Genomic DNA, 15,407 nt, shown 5'->3' with positions numbered 1-15,407 from the left:
GGCTGTTATGACAGAACTCCCCTTGTTTGCAACATCATTGATGGGCAGTCTACCCCGTTCAAAAACGCTGCTTTCCGCCTTGCGCCAGCATCGTAAAGGTCTGTTATCTGACATGGATTTTGCTCAGCAGGTGGAACAGGCTACGGCGGCCGTGATTGCCCTGCAGGAGCAATGGGGAGTAGATATCATCACCAGTGGGGAGTTGGGGCGCGACAATTACGTATCCTTTGTGGCTGACAGGTTGACCGGCGTTACCATGATGGATATGGGCCAAATGCTGGATTATATCGAAGATAAAAAAGCCTTTGAGCAGATACTAACAACCCTAGATGTTCCTGCGGTCAGTATAAAAAATGCGATTTGTAACGGTAAGTTAGGTTATAGACCTGAAGGCATTTCCGTGCCGGAGCTGCAAATGATGCAGCGTCATACCAACCGACCACTCAAAATTACGCTTCCTGGCCCTTATTTGATGACCCGTTCAATGTGGCTATCAGGACTCTCCAGCCAGGCTTATGACAGCAAAGAAGCGCTTGGGCAAGATGTGGTAACGCTCTTGATGCAGGAGATTGATGCACTGCAACGGCTCGGAGTCGAGATTATCCAGTTTGATGAACCGGTATTGACTGAGGTTATTTTTACTGAGGGAAAACCGCGATCGTTTATGTGCGCAGCCTTGTCCGAACGCAAAGATCCGACCGAAGAGCTATTGTTTGCTGCATCCTTGCTCAAACCCGTCTTAGCGCATGTGGCAAAGGGCTCCGCGCGAGCGGCGTTACATGTCTGTCGTGGTAATTGGAGTCGTGATGAAAGTATTTTGCTAGAAGGCCCTTATTCACCATTACTTGAGTTATTTAACACGGTGGCCGCACCGCTGCTAGAGTTGGAGTTCTCAACTCCCCGGGCTGGAGATCTTACGGCGCTCTTGCAAGATAAGCGATGGCCACGACAGACCACTCTCGGTCTGGGAGTGATAAATCCCCGCAGTGATGAAGTGGAGTCGGTGCAGGCGATTGTCTCTCGGGTTGAAGAAGCGCTGCGTTGGCTCGCACCAGAACAGATATTATTGGTGCCAGATTGTGGTTTTGCCACATTTGCCAACCGGCCAGTCAATCATTATCAGGTCATCGAGCAGAAAGTGACCGCAATGGTAGCAGCCGCTCAGGTGCTCAGACAACGCTATGGCTAATGACATTTATGAGGCGCATTTCTACGATGTGCGTTATCGCGCAGTGATGGATCCCCAGCAACAGGTGAAAGTATTTACTGATAGAAATTCTTTCAATATCAGTAAAATAGTAAACTTTGATAATGAATGCTCCAACATCAGTAGTAGCGACTATTTTGGCGGTGCCATTATCAGCAGTTTACTGAGCGCATTGGCGGAACAGTGCCAGCGACATCGGACTACGCTGGAAGAAGCTGAAGGTACAGCTCAGTTACAACTGGCAAATCCCTTGACTCTCGTGGGGGTTAAGGGGCTTGATGATAAGCCATATTTCAGCCGGATAACATTGACTCTTTACGCTTTGCTAGCGCCAGAACCTGAAGACTTTCAGGCTTTCTGTCAGCAAGCATTGTTACTTTGTCCCATCTATCAAACCTTGAGCAGGGCGACACCCATTGATGTCAGCTTTAAACAGTTGCTTTAATCCACGGCGCATTTATTGCCAATGAATCTAGGCGCTCTCGTTTGAAGGATGCTGTTTGTTTGGGGCATGTTGTTAACCACGGCTATTGCTGCGTTATGTCACCTGTCAGTGGTTTGGTTAGCGCAAGTATTTGCCGATGATGTTGGGTAACCCTGCGTTGTCATTGCCAGCTAATAACAAGCCAGACATTTGTCTGGCTTGTCACTACGGGAACCGTCTAATTAGCCGATCTTCTTCGCCAACTGCCGCTGAATATTATCCAACAGGTAAGCGGTAAAATCTTCGCCGTGGTTTGCCAGCATTTTTGGGAACATGGAGATCTTCGTCAGACCCGGGAAGGTGTTGATCTCATTTAACAGAATTTCCCCTGCATCACTGAGGAAAAAGTCGATGCGCGACAGGTGGCGCAGTTTGAGTCCCTTAAACGCCCGCACCGCATAATCGCGGATGGTGGCAATCTGCGCTTCGGTGAGATTCTCAGCTTCTACCTTAGTGGTGGCATGGCTGTTGTCGGCGTATTTTTCTTCGTAGGTGTAGAAGGTATTCGCTGCGCAGACAATTTCACCAGGACGTGTGGCAATCACTTCGCCCTGATATTCATAGACGGCAACTTCCAACTCCCGTGCACGAATGGTTTTTTCGACAACAACATAAGGCGAATAGCGAAAGGCGTCGTTTAATGTTGCTGCAATCTTGGCCGCATCATCCACCTTGTAGCACCCCACAGATGAACCTTGTGAGGCGGCTTTAATAAACAGTGAGCCCCAGTTCTGCAATGCCTGCTGGCAGCGGGCGATAGCGGCATCGTCTGGTTGATTGACAAAAATATAAGGCGTGTTGGGGATCCCGAGCGCGGTAAACCACATTTTGGCGGTGATCTTGTTAAAACAGTTACTGCTACCTTCAGATTCACAGCCAAAATAGGGCAGGTTGATCAGATTAAAATAGGATTGAATGTCACCGGTTTCGCCAGGATAACCATGGATGCAGGGGATAACATAATCTACTGGCCAGCTTGGACTGTCATCATCAAAGCGTATTTCGCGGCGGTTGGTCAGTTCACATTTGCGACCATCTTTGGTGTGGTACTGGCCCTTGCCATTCAGTTCCAGCCACAGCAAATTTATACCGGGAACTTGGCTAAGACAGCTTTCAAAATATCCGGCAGATAGCAGTGAAATGGCATGTTCCGCACCGCCACCACCACATAACAGTAAAAGATTGATCCCGTTCGTCATGGTTGTTCCTGTGACCATCCTGATAGACTCAGACAATAAGTTTAGTCGGGCAGCTATGCTTGCCACCGATGCGCCATTATGGCGCAGTTTGCAACACAGCGTTAGAGCGATCTGCGCGGCAAGTGTGATACCGCTGAAAAAGCCAGCAATCTGTTACATCGCGGTAAATTTTTTATCTAAGATTGCTGCTCAGCCTCGCGGTTATCCCATAGCCGTTGTGCCAAGCCAGAAGCGCGGCGGGTCAGACGACTGCTGGCACTGGCAAAACCGCGGCTGTTGCCAAGACAGATAAACTGCTGTTTAGCTCGGGTAATGGCGGTATACAGCAACTCCCGACTCAGCAATTGCAGTTGTGGCCCATGGGGATTGGTCGGTAATACCAAGGCAACACTGTTGAATTCACTGCCTTGGCTTTTGTGCACTGTCATCGCAAAGCAGGTATCGTGGCCGGGCAAGCGCGCCGGTAATACTTTGAGCATGCTGCCATCAGCGCGTTCAAACCAAGCCATCAAGCGATTATGCTGAGTCACATCGGGCAAGATCAATCCGATGTCGCCATTGAATAGCCCAAGATTGTAATCGTTGCTACGGATAATCACCGGGCGGCCCGCATAAAATTCGCCGTGGGGCTTTAAACTGCCTTTGGTTGCCAAGGCTCGGACGATCGCTAGATTTATTGCATCAACGCCAGAATCTCCACTACGCATGGCACATAGCACTCGAAACTGATTAAAGGCGGCGAGGATCTGTTGCGGTTCGGCACGTTGTTGCATCAGCGCCAAATATACGCCGTAACCTTGCTGACACTGCACTAATAAGCCTTTGAGTCCATTGCCATCATCACTGTGTTCTAACCATTGCAGTTCCTGATAGCCGTGCCGCCAGATCTGCGTAATGGCGGCTGTGTCGCCTTGATTCACCGCATTGGCCAACAGGCCGATACCGGCATCATCTTGAAAGCGATGGCTATGGCGTAACATACATAAACTGTCGCCCAGCGCCGAATCGCCAGCGGTTGCTGGCAGCGGTTGCTGGCACAGTTGACTCAAGCGTGCGGCTTGTTTCTGGCTATAACGCATCTGCCAGCTAGCGGCGGCTTTAAGCCATGACAGATATCCGCCAGCACCGCGCCAGCTTCTACCGAGGCTAACTGATCCTGATCGCCCAAGAGGATCAAGCGTGCGTTATCTGGCAGCGCATCTAAAAGCTTTGCCATAAGTGGTAAATCGACCATTGAGGCTTCGTCCACAATCAGCAGATCCAGCAGTAATGGATTATCGTGATGGTAACGAAAGCGGCTATCGCCCGGAATTACGCCTAATAAGCGATGAATTGTCGCCGCTTGTTCAGGGATCCGCTGCAACGCTTGCTGCAAGGGCGCAAGCGGGCCATCAAGCTGTTGTTGCAGTCTAACTTTGCTGCTTTTGATAGACTCGCTGAGCCTGGCGGCCGCTTTACCGGTGGGCGCTACCAAGCGGATAGTCAAAGTTGGCAAGAGTTGTAGCAATAGCAGCAACACTTTGGTGACGGTTGTGGTTTTCCCGGTGCCAGGGCCGCCGGTAATCACTGCCAGTTGGCGCGTGAGGGCGGTGGCTGCGGCGACTTTTTGCCAGTCAATGGTGGAACGACTGCTTAGCGGAAATAGTCCGTCTAGTAGCGCTGCGCTGCTGTGCATCAAAGCAGCATCACTGTCTAACTGCCGGGCAATCTCACTATCACGTGCCAGTTGCCGCAGTTTATTGGCCACCTGCTGTTCATAACGCCAGTATCGCCGCAGATACAAACGGCCATCTTGCAAAACTAGCGGCCGATGATGGGGATCGTCAGTCTGCTCTGCATTAGCGAACCAAACTAATGATGATTGATTCAGCAGTTGCTCCAGTTGGGTGACTAACTGCGGTTGCGGACAGTCAAACCCACAGGTGAGCTGTTCAGCTGCTGCTAGCTGCCTTAGTGCCAACGGATTTTCGGCATCAATATGGGCGAGTGGCAAACAGCTGTGCTGCGCTGACAACTGTTTTGACAGCAGGGCTAACAGCAGCAACAGCGCAGGTTGTGGCTCGGCGTCCATGGCCGACAGTTGCACGGCAAAGTGGCGATCAAGGCGCTGAGCGCGCCTTGTTGCTCGGCCTGTTGCAGTAATTGTGCGATGGGTAATGAGCTCAGCAGAGCTAAAGACAGGGTTTGCATCAGCTTAACTCCAGACTGAATTGGCCGTTAGCACCCGTATTGGGGGCGGTTTGTCCGGCAAAGAGCTGATCCAGTGCCTCGATAAGTGCTTGTGGTGGCTTGTCGTAATAGATGCCAGCTCCGGGATATTGGGGCGACATGCCACGTAAAAACAGGTAGTAACAGCCGCCAAAGTCACGTTGGTATTGGTAATCGGCCAGCCGTTTACTCAGTAACCGATGCAGGGCCAGAGTATAGAGCAGATACTGTAGATCGTAATGGTGCTCTAGCATTGCCTGTTGCAGATTCGCTCCATGGTAGAGGCTGAAGTCATCCCCCAGATGGTTGGATTTATAGTCAGCAATGTACCAGCGCCCTTGATAACTAAAGGTCAGGTCAATAAAGCCTTTGAGCATGCCGCGTAATGTCTCAAAACTAAAATCTGCTTGATAACCATATTGCGCCAACAATGGGTTAAGCGCCTGACAACTCAGCTTGCTGACCGGCAGATAAAACTCCATTTCGGCAATCACCGCTCGGGCGGATAACTGTTCCAGCGATAAACCAGGATCTCGCGTTGGGTTACCGAACGGTGCCGCTAGGATCTGTTGATACCAGTCCAACAATAGTGGTTGCTGGCTGGGGTCAATGCCATATTGCAGCATGGCATTGGGCAGTACGGCTTGCAGTGCCGCGGGTTTATCACTGGCATCAAAATCCAGATCTTCCAGCACCTGATGCATAAAAGAACCGGCATTTGCGCCTTTTTCAAACAGAAAACGCGGTGCTGGCGTTTGTTCGGTGGCGGTTAGCTGATTGAGCAAGGGATTAAACTGCTCATCATCCATGCCTGGCGTTTGCGGTGGAAGTTCTGCCTCGGCAACTGGTATGGCCGGAAAATCATAGTTGCCGGTTTCTTTCACCAGCCCACTGTAGCTGCCCACTCGCCATGGCAGTTGCTGCGGCATGGTCAAGGTCAGCGGTGTGGGCAATTCGGCGGGTGTTTGCTGCAATGTGAGCACGCCACTCTTGGGGGACGGCTCGATCACTGTGACAGAAATAGCTTCCGATAGCAGCGGCTGTATCTGTTGCTGCAACATGGCAAAATCGAGATTGCTGTCGTTGAGTCCTAGCAGATAACCGATGGCCGTTTGTGGCAAAAGGCTCTTAATGCCGTTTTTTAGCATGCTGCTGTGGTTGGCAATAGACAGATAACAGCGGTAAATGGGGCGCGTTAGAGCCACGTACAGCAGTCGTAAATCTTCGGCCAGTTGTTCCTGTTTTTGTTGTTCCTTGCCAGCCTCCGATCTGTCGAGATCCCACCATAACTGCTGATCTTGATGATAAAGCAGCGGATCTGGTGTCCGGTTGCTGCCCGCCAAGCTGATAAAGGGCAACAAACAGACGGGATATTCCAGACCTTTACTCTTGTGAATGGTAACGATTTGTACCAGATTTTGTTCACTCTCCAGTCGCAACTGTTGCTCTTCACCATTCGCGGCTTCTAGCAGTTGTTGTTCAAACCAGTAGCGCAATGCCGCTGGGCCATCCAGTTCGGCGGCTTTTTGCTGCAATAACTCACACAAATGCCGCAGATCGGTGAGCCGCCGTTCGCCATTTGCGCCAGCTAACAACCGATGGATCACCCCTGTATCGGCCACGAGCTGCATGATGGCGGGCATAATGCCGCGGGTAAGCCACAATTGATGCCAGCGTTCGCAGCGCTCCAGCCATAACGCCCGGCTATCTTCGGACTGGTTAAATTCATGGATGGCACCAATGCTTAATCCTAGCAGTTGGGTCGCCATGGCACTGCGCAGTGCCATTTCATCGCGCGGATTGGCAAGTGCTTGCAGTATCAGCGCTAATTCGCGGGCTTCTAGCGTGGCAAAGACACTGTCGCGGCTGAGAAATACCGCACCAATCTGCCGCTTCGCTAGCGCATCTTTCATGGTGGCGGCTTCGACATGGTCGCGCACCAACACGGCAATATCGCGGGCACGCAATGCCTTTTGCTGCTCGCCATTGACGATGGTCGCATGTGTGTTTAGCAGCAATAGGATCTGTTCGGCCGCATCTTCCGCCAGCAGCTTGCGGCCATTGTCTTTATTCAGTCCCTTGGTGGGATCTTCACTCAGTAAACGGATTTGCAGCGCATGGTTATCGTGTTGGCTCTGCAGCTGTTTGTGTTTAGCTGCCGCCGGCACAGTTACCGCATCAAACGGGATATTTTCTCCGGCAAATGGGGCGCCATGTCGCAGGAATAAACTGTTGACGGCACTGACCATTGCTGCGGCAGAACGATAGTTGGTGCCAAGGGTATATTGCCCGTGAGTTTCTGCGCGGGCCGCCAGATAGGTGTGAATATCGCCACCCCGGAAGGCGTAAATAGCTTGCTTGGGATCGCCGATCATCAGTAAGCCACCCGTGCGGGCTGTTGTATTCAGTTCTGCGGCGGTCAGCGTCAGGCTGGCCGCATAGATACGTGAAAAGATGGCAAACTGTAGCGGGTCGGTGTCTTGAAATTCATCAATCAGAGCCAGCGGAAAACGGCGGGCAATCTCCTGCGCTAAGGTCTGGGCACTGCCAGAATTCGCCACACTTGCGGATGTTGTATGCCCCAGCGCTGTGGCCAGCGTTGACAGTAGATCATCTGGCGTCAGCATATTGCGCCGGGCTTTTTCAGCGGCAAATCGCAGCCGGATATTCTCACGTGCCAGACACAAAAATGCCGGTAACAACTGTGTCTGCATGGTCAGAATGCTATCGATTAACGCTAACACTGGCGCTTCGTCAGGTGTGGGGGCGGTGCGCTGGATTTATTGAGACTGAGGCGCTGTAGCGACAGTTTATCCAGTGCTGCGGCAGGGGGCTGTTCATAGGGGGAATTAACCCAGCTATCCAGCTGTGCCAAGGCTTCGGTCAGTAGCGGATAATCATCGTCTTTTTTGCCATAACGGCGACCGTTCAGTGACAAACTGAACAGTTGCTGCTGTAAGGTTTGCCGGGCCGCTGGCCATTGGCGGCGCAGTTTTGCCAACGCTGGTTTCAGGGCGTTGGCAATCTCGCCAAAAGCTTGTGGCAGCGGGGTGGCTATGGCCTCACGGTTGCCCAGCAGTGGCCGCAGTTTCTGTTGGAGCGCATCTGGCCCGGGTAGTTTTTCAAAGATGATCTGCGCCAACATGCCATCCAAGGGATAACAGGCTTCGCGCCAGAAATCACGCACGGCGTGATGCAGATATTCACTGTCATCAAGGGTAAACTCGGCATCAAACAGCAGTGATGATTCGAATGCCAGATCGCTGAGAACTCGCTGACAAAAGCCATGAATGGTAAAAATTGCGGCTTCATCCAACGACTTTAACGCCAGATCCAAACGGCTCAGTGCCAGCGGTTGTTGTTCGTGGGAGAGTTGCCCCAGCAGTTCATTGATAAAGGGATCACTTTCTGGCAAGCCAAGACAAGCGCGGTAAGCTTGGCGAATGCGGCTGCGAATACGCTCGCGGAGTTCTTCGGTGGCGGCATTGGTAAAGGTTACCACCAATATCTGTTCACAGGTCAGCGCTGCAGCAGTGCCTATACCTAAGAGTAAACGCAGATACAAACCGGAAATAGTGTAGGTTTTTCCGGTTCCGGCACTGGCCTCAATCAATTGGGCGCCTTGCAGTGGCAAGGTCATGGCGTTGAGCAGTTTTGCCTCGATTGCTGGCTGCATTGCGGGCTCAGTCATGGCTTTGCTCCTTACCGCCATTGGCAATAAATTCGGCTAAATCACGCAGATCTCCCTGGTGATAGTCATTCAGTAACGGCGTTAACAGCGTTAGAGTCTGTTGGCCGAAACTGTCTTCACTAAAATCATCAGGAAAACGGAAGCAACGTTGATAATGCGGATCGCTGCCTTCGCCGGGCAGTGTATTGCCATCTTTTCCTTGGCGATCATCCCAGGCACTTTTGGCCTCTTCCAGCCGATCTTCATGGGTGATGCCCGTGCTCGCAGCATAGGCCAGCGATGTTTGTGGCATGAACTGCAAAGGCTGCGATTGGCCGTGATAAAACGCCTGTAGCCACAGTTGTAACCGCTGTTTGGCTGCGCTGGCGGGTAACGGCGCTAGCGCATGGAAGTCGCCCATATCCAGCAAGAAGCTATAGCGCTGCCAGCCACTGGCATTGAGCGCCAGATGCCTGAGATACAGCCGCACGATATCTCGGCCTTTAGCTGCGCCGGGACGGCAACTGATCAAGCCTTTAGCACTGATATCATCTAAACGTCCATGCAGACGGCAATTAAGTTCAGGGAAGGGCAAATCCACTGTCAGCGTTTGCTGCTGCTCACCGCGCAAGTACAAGGTGCGATCCAGTAACGGCGCCACATCCTGTTGATAGCGTCCAAGGAGCAGCTCATCAAAGGGTTTATTGGGTAATTGCCCACTGGCTTTGAGTCGTTCAGTGAGCGCTACGGAGCTGATGCCGTCATGCTTGAGGGCATCTTGCAGCATCAGCAGTTGCAGTTGGTAACGTTGCAACGCATTGAGTGTAAACGGTTCATCATTATCGTCAGCGCTAAGATCCAGACCGAGATCCAGCTTGAGACTGCGGTTGAAAAAATACTGCGCCGGATTACGGAAAAAACGCACTAAGGCTTGCAGTTCGATGATCTGTTCGGCGGTGGTATCTGCATCCGCCGCTGACAAAGGCAAAGGTGTCCCGTTAAGGAAATCCGTGGTCGCTGCCATTTGTGGCTGCGGACACCATTGTGTGGCAAAGGAGGGGGTAAGGGCTGCGCTGGCAGGATGCTTTAGCAACGCGGCTTGGTACAGCGCCGCATCAAAAGGTTGCAGTGGTTGCTGTTTGAGCAGCATACCCGATAGCGTGCTTTCCAGTTGCTGCAAGGCTGTGGCATCCAAGGGCTCACTGAGTTTTGTGCTGGCGAGCGTTTCTGGCAGACAAGTCAGCTGGCAATATTCTAGGAGTTCCGCCACCAGCATGGATGGGTTGCGGGGGCTGTTGTCGCGCTGCGAGCGGCCAACATAGCTGATGTAAAACTGTCGCCTGGCTGAAAGCAAAGCTTCCAGAAACAGATAACGGTCATCCAGCCGCCGCGAACGATCGCCACGCCGCGGTGCTTGCTGAGCCATCAAGTCAAAGCCCACCGGGTGTTGTACCCGTGGATAAACGCCATCGTTCATCCCCAGTAGGCACACCACTTGGAATGGAATAGAGCGCATCGGCATCAGAGTGCAGAAATTGACAGCGCCTGCCAAATAACGCTGGCCGACACGGGATTCTTCCAGTTGTGAACGGAACCACTGTAACAGCAGTTGTTGCTCCAGTATGTCGTTGAATCCTGCGTTCGATAATTCTGATGCAAGTTTGGCAATTGCTTGGTGAATTGCCATTAATGCTTGCGTATCACTGTCGTTTTCTGGGGTGTAAAATTCTAAACAAAATGCTGATAGTTGCTGGATTCTAACGCTGGCTGGCTGTTCGCTGGACAGCGCTTTAGCTGTGTTATCCAGTGCCTCAATAAAATTCAACAGTTTTCCAAGTGCTTGTGCTGATTGGCCCTCAACGCCGGCAACTGGCAGGTGGCCGCCAAACAATTCGCTGTCATCTTCCAAGGCATAGCCTAGGAGCAGACGCTTTAACCCTTCGGCCCAAGAATTTTGTTCAAAGGCGGGCACTTGTTGCTGCTGCCTTGCGGCACCGCTGCGTCCCCAGCGTACCCCCGCCAGTTCTAACCATTGACGGATCTGGGCCAGGTCGGCTTCATCCAACGCGAAGCGCTTCAACGTGGCGGGTAGCTCCAGGAGTGTCAGTACTTCCGTGAGTGCAAAGCGGCTGTTGTTGATATCCAGTAGTTGCAGAAAGCTGCTGATTAACGGCGATTCCTGACTGGCACCACGATCGGCAATCGCGTAAGGGATGTAATACTGGCCGTCACGGTGAGAAAATACCGCATCAATATAAGGCGCATAAGCGGCCACATCCGGCATCATGACCACGACATCTTTGGGAGATAACTGTGGCTCACGCGCTAACAGCCATTGCAGATGATCATGTAATGTTTCGACTTCGCGCAGCGGTGAATGACAGCTGCGCAAGCTGAGGGAATCGTCATCGGTGCGAAGTAGCCGACGCCCCGTCAGTGATAAGTAGAGTGTGCTATCGGGGCCAAGCAACTGGCCGCGAGTTTCCATCTGCAAAATATCCTGTTGTAACCCTTGTAGCAGGTTGGCGTCGCCAGCGGGATAAAACAGATCGTCCCCAAGTTCAATATCTTCCGCAGGCAACTCTAGCAGTAGATCCAATAGATCGCGCCCCAGCTTGCCGTTATTTGCTAAGAGCGGATTGCCGACGATCAGGCTGTCTTGCCAGTTTTCCGGGAGCTGGCGTTTGGCCGCATAAGCCAGATTCATTCGGGCGCGGGTCTTAGGGTTGACGATATCGCCCCAGTAGTGCTGACAAGGACTGAGGCTGAATACTGTCACTTGCAAACGATGTCCGAGCGCTTGTAATACCGACAACATTTGTGGCGGCATCGAAGAAATACCGAAGACAAACAGCCGGGTAGGTAATTGCGGCAAGTGTTGTTGGTCATCACGCAAGATGGCGACTAATGCTTGATGCAGGTTCGCTCTGTGGTAGCCACTGAGTCCCAACTGTTGATTGCGCTGGCGCAGTTGTCGCCACAACTGTGGTTGCCATTGTTGCTCTTCACTCAAAGCAAACGGCAGTTGCTCTGACTCCCAGGCAGCAATCCAGTCAGGGCGATATACCAGATACTGGTCAAAAATATCGGCAATGCGCGCGGCTAATTGAAACTGCTTTAAGGGTAACTGTTTGCTGTCATCACCCAAGTAACGCCGTAGCGGTGCGTATACCGGCTCATTGATAAGCGTGGGCAGGAGTCCCAGCAGCTTCCAGGTCATGGCTTCTTTAGTGAAGGCGTTTTCTTGCGGTACCTCTGGCAGCAATTGGTGGCACAGATCCCAAACGAAACTGGAAGGCAGCGGAAAATTCAGCGCCGCCGCAATGCCGTTGTGTTTGGCAATCTCTAGCCGCAACCACGTTGACATGCCCGGGCTCTGAACCAGGATCTGCTCTTCAGTTAAAGGTGACTGACCAGCGGCTGGTGTAGCTAACTGATCGGCAAGTGCGGCCGACAGTAACTCCATTTTATTGGATTGGATCAGTTTAAACATGCGATTCCTGATCGATATGCCTTCAGTGGCGGATGTTAGCTATTCTAAATAGCTGATTTGGAATGTGCCACTGTTGATCGTTAGGCTTGCGAAGCCGACGGGTAATGACTGGCACTCGTTGAATGCTCAATCGCGTGAACTGACTTGGGAAAGGTGTTCCTGTGGCTCGGGTGCCGTGCGCAGTAATTGCAACCAGAGCTGTGATGTCAACCGGTGGAAGCGCTTCCGCTCCATCCGGTGCTGGAGCGGTTGCAGCTCGGCGTACTTGAGTTGCAGGTATAACTCGCCCCAGTCGCTGAGCAGTTGTTGCTGACCTGGCCAGCGTTGCCTGAGTTGTGCGACATAATCTTTAGGGCCACAGCCGTAGGCGCGCATAACCCCTTACGTGCCGCCAGACGGCTTATCCGCCGGAAGTCTCGGTCCAATTGCGGCTGGCGGGTAGGGAACGCAATCAAACCGGCGCTGTATCCTATGATGATAAAGACCAGTGCCATCACGCCCAATACCAGTAATGCAATGCGGGTGGCGGTAATTTCGCCCAATAAACCATTTAAGACCTGCTGTTGGCGTTCACTGTTAAAACCTAATACCCAGACGGTCCAGTAATAATCGATACTGGCAAACCTGAGCCGCAGTTGGTTAAACCAGGCACTGCTGCGAATGCCGGAAAATGCCTGGCCTGCGAGGTAACTGTCTTGGGCGGCAAACATGCTGTCAAAACCCTGCTCAATCCGCTGTGGGGCAATCATCGCGGTGGGGTCAAAACGTACCCAGCCGCGTCCGCTAAGCCACACTTCGCTCCAGGCATGCGCCATATATTGGTAGACACTCAGATAACCCGCATCAGGATTGAATTCGCCCCCTTGATAGCCAGTAACCAGTCGCGCGGGCAGGCCGCTAGCGCGTGCCATAAAGGTGAATGCTGAGGCGTAATGCACACAAAACCCCGCACGGGTTTCAAACAGAAAGTCATCCAACTGTTGTGGCCCTGTGCTTGGCGGCGTCAAGGTATAGAAAAATGGTTGTTGATTGAAATACCGCATCATGGCGTTGAGGCGTGCGGCAGGTTGTGGATATTCGGCTACAAATTGCTCAGCTAAGGCTCTGCTGCGGGGATTTATGTGCGCGGGTAGCGCCAGATTGCGTTCACGTTCGGTGCTGGTTAGCGGTTCCGCTAATGGCGCATTGAGGTATTGCCGCACTCGATACTGTAGTTTCTGCTCCAATGGGCGGCTGGCATATAAGCGATAGTCAGGCATGTTGAATACGCCTTGGCTGTCACTATAGGCATTCCCCATGGCAAATAACCATTGCTGCCCCGAGCTTTCTGCAATAATGCTGTAATTGCGGCTATCTCCGCGTGGCGGTGTTCTGGCAGGTTTTAGCAGATTAACTCTGTGCTGTAACGCTTTGGTGGTTTGCGATTGGCGCCAGTGTTTGCCGTCGTAATCCTCCAATACCAGTGCGCGCCAATACCGTTGTGACGGTGGTGGCAGCGCGCCGTCAAAGGTAGCGCGAAATGCCAGTTCTGCCGAGCGCGTGAGTTGGGAGATATCGCCAAAACCTACTTCGTCGGCTAGCCCGGTGCTGGCTGATTTCATCTGCGGCACCATCCATAGCGGAGCGAACCGTGGCATGACGATGAATAACAACAAGGTGAGTGGCAGGCTTTGCAGCAGTAATTTGGCGGTAAGCCAGCTTTGAGTGGTTGCCGAGCAATCATCACGATAGAGACTCACCAGCGTGAGAGTATTGATGGCTGTTACTGGCGCGAGCAGTAATACATTGCCAATCGCTTGGTGATCGATAAAAGAAAGCGCAATGAGGAAATAGCCTGCCAGGATGATGGCCAATACATCGCGCCGCCTCCGGGCTTCAATATATTTTAAGGCATAGCCTAAGATCAGCAGATTGATCAGGGCATTTAACAAGCCCATTTCGCGGCTCACCAATGCCAGCGTTACCGCGGCTGAGAGCGCCAGCAGAGTCACAAGTAGCCGCGGCGGACGGGAAACTTTGCCAAGATAAATGCCTAACCGCCAGATAAAACAGATGGCACAGATCCCAAGCGTTGCCACCGTGATCTTGTCATATAACGGCAGTAGCACCGCCACATTGGTCAGCAGTAGCCAAAACAGCGTGCGGCGGCTGAGATGATCGCTGCTACTCATCGCATAACTCCGGCGGCGGCTGATACAGCGCCAAGGCGGTTAACGCACTACGTCTATGCTGGTCACCAGCAGCCGGCGCAATAACCTTTTGTGGCAGTTTTAAGCCCCACAGCCGCTGTTGCCGCGTCAGCGTATCCACCTGCCAGCATAACTGCCGGAGCGCTTCTTCCAGTTGCATCGCATCAAGATGGGCGGGCAGTTGCAACCACACTGGCTGACCTTGTGGGTCGGCAAACTCCTTGGATAACATGCCTCGGCCTTGGGCGTATTGTTTCCAGGCAACTTGCTTTAATGATTCGCCAAGGTGCCAGGATTTAAGACCGCTGAATTCATCAATCCCCGGTTGGCGCATATTGGCATTGATGCCATCATCGCTAGCCCCTTGTAACTGTGGCTGTGCAGGTTGTTGGGCGGGATATACCAGTAACGGGTTATCCAGATCCACCCAAGACCAGACCCGGCACAACCCCAAAGGAAATCTTGATTCTATCAATAGCCGTCCAGGTTGTAGCCAACCGCGTTGAACGGTAGGCAGGGGCAACGCTATGGTTTGTGGCTGTGCCGATATTGTTGATGCCGTCACCCTCTGCCCGACGGGATAGCCAAATTGCACCTGATAGAGTTGGTTCATGGCAGACAGTTTTAACGGCACGGCAACGGTTTCACCGGCATACACCTCAGTTGCAGGGAGCGCCTGTAGGCTGAGCCCGGCCAGGTTCCGGTAACTATAGAGAATGACACTGACAAACATACTGCCGAGCAATAAACTCAGCCCGATCACCAGATTATTCTGATAATTAGTGCCAAACAGAAACAGCAGTAACGCCAGCAATAACCACAGTAAGCCAAAACCGCTAGGCAGAATAAAGATACTGCGGTGACTGAGATGTTGCTGCGCTCCCGCAGGAATTCGCCGGGAAAGCCAACGTTGGAGCCAGCGTGGCGGTTGCGAAGGTGTGGTCGTCACCATCATCA

At 52.5% G+C, this 15,407-nt stretch carries 6 protein-coding genes and 2 pseudogenes; 2 read left to right on the top strand and 6 right to left on the bottom strand.

Annotated features, from left to right (window positions below; all coding sequences use genetic code 11):
- Window positions 1–7: 7 nt before the first annotated feature.
- A complete protein-coding gene (locus KHX94_RS19285; RefSeq protein ID WP_213681823.1) occupies window positions 8–1,189 on the top strand; it encodes a cobalamin-independent methionine synthase II family protein in 1,182 nt (393 codons plus the stop codon).
- Complete coding sequence (locus KHX94_RS19280) at window positions 1,182–1,652, top strand: OsmC family protein (RefSeq protein WP_213681822.1); 471 nt, start codon at window positions 1,182–1,184, stop codon at window positions 1,650–1,652. Before KHX94_RS19285 ends, KHX94_RS19280 begins: the two co-directional genes overlap by 8 nt.
- Window positions 1,653–1,873: 221 nt before the next feature.
- On the opposite strand, the gene KHX94_RS19275 is transcribed toward KHX94_RS19280, so the two are convergent.
- The 6 genes and pseudogenes from KHX94_RS19275 to KHX94_RS19250 form a co-directional block, all read right to left on the bottom strand.
- On the bottom strand, window positions 1,874–2,890 hold the full coding sequence (locus KHX94_RS19275) for a D-alanine--D-alanine ligase (protein WP_213681821.1): 1,017 nt from the start codon (window positions 2,888–2,890) through the stop codon (window positions 1,874–1,876).
- 176 nt (window positions 2,891–3,066) lie between these two features.
- Window positions 3,067–5,080: pseudogene (gene recD, locus KHX94_RS21970) on the bottom strand (exodeoxyribonuclease V subunit alpha).
- Window positions 5,080–8,789 (bottom strand): annotated as a pseudogene (recB, locus tag KHX94_RS19265) (exodeoxyribonuclease V subunit beta). The pseudogenes recD and recB overlap by 1 nt, the downstream one beginning before the upstream one ends.
- A complete protein-coding gene (recC, locus tag KHX94_RS19260) occupies window positions 8,782–12,261 on the bottom strand; it encodes an exodeoxyribonuclease V subunit gamma (RefSeq protein ID WP_213681820.1) in 3,480 nt (1,159 codons plus the stop codon). Before recC ends, recB begins: the two are co-directional and overlap by 8 nt.
- Window positions 12,262–12,467: 206 nt before the next feature.
- Window positions 12,468–14,432 (bottom strand): transglutaminase TgpA family protein, encoded by a 1,965-nt coding sequence (locus tag KHX94_RS19255; protein WP_213681819.1) that lies wholly within the window; start codon window positions 14,430–14,432, stop codon window positions 12,468–12,470.
- Window positions 14,425–15,405: a DUF58 domain-containing protein gene (locus tag KHX94_RS19250; RefSeq protein ID WP_244859245.1), complete on the bottom strand. Its 981-nt coding sequence runs from the start codon at window positions 15,403–15,405 to the stop codon at window positions 14,425–14,427. Before KHX94_RS19250 ends, KHX94_RS19255 begins: the two co-directional genes overlap by 8 nt.
- Between the last annotated feature and the right edge of the window lie 2 nt (window positions 15,406–15,407).

Source organism: Shewanella dokdonensis (assembly GCF_018394335.1).
Lineage (GTDB): Bacteria > Pseudomonadota > Gammaproteobacteria > Enterobacterales > Shewanellaceae > Shewanella > Shewanella dokdonensis.
This window is presented reverse-complemented; position numbering and strand designations above follow the sequence as displayed.

Coding starts and splice junctions, on each gene's coding strand:
- KHX94_RS19250 (WP_244859245.1), bottom strand. CDS start 15,405: ATGATGGTGACGACCACACCTTCGCAACCGCCACGCTGGCTCCAACGT.
- recC (WP_213681820.1), bottom strand. CDS start 12,261: ATGTTTAAACTGATCCAATCCAATAAAATGGAGTTACTGTCGGCCGCA.
- KHX94_RS19280 (WP_213681822.1), top strand. CDS start 1,182: ATGGCTAATGACATTTATGAGGCGCATTTCTACGATGTGCGTTATCGC.
- KHX94_RS19255 (WP_213681819.1), bottom strand. CDS start 14,432: ATGAGTAGCAGCGATCATCTCAGCCGCCGCACGCTGTTTTGGCTACTG.
- KHX94_RS19275 (WP_213681821.1), bottom strand. CDS start 2,890: ATGACGAACGGGATCAATCTTTTACTGTTATGTGGTGGTGGCGGTGCG.
- KHX94_RS19285 (WP_213681823.1), top strand. CDS start 8: ATGACAGAACTCCCCTTGTTTGCAACATCATTGATGGGCAGTCTACCC.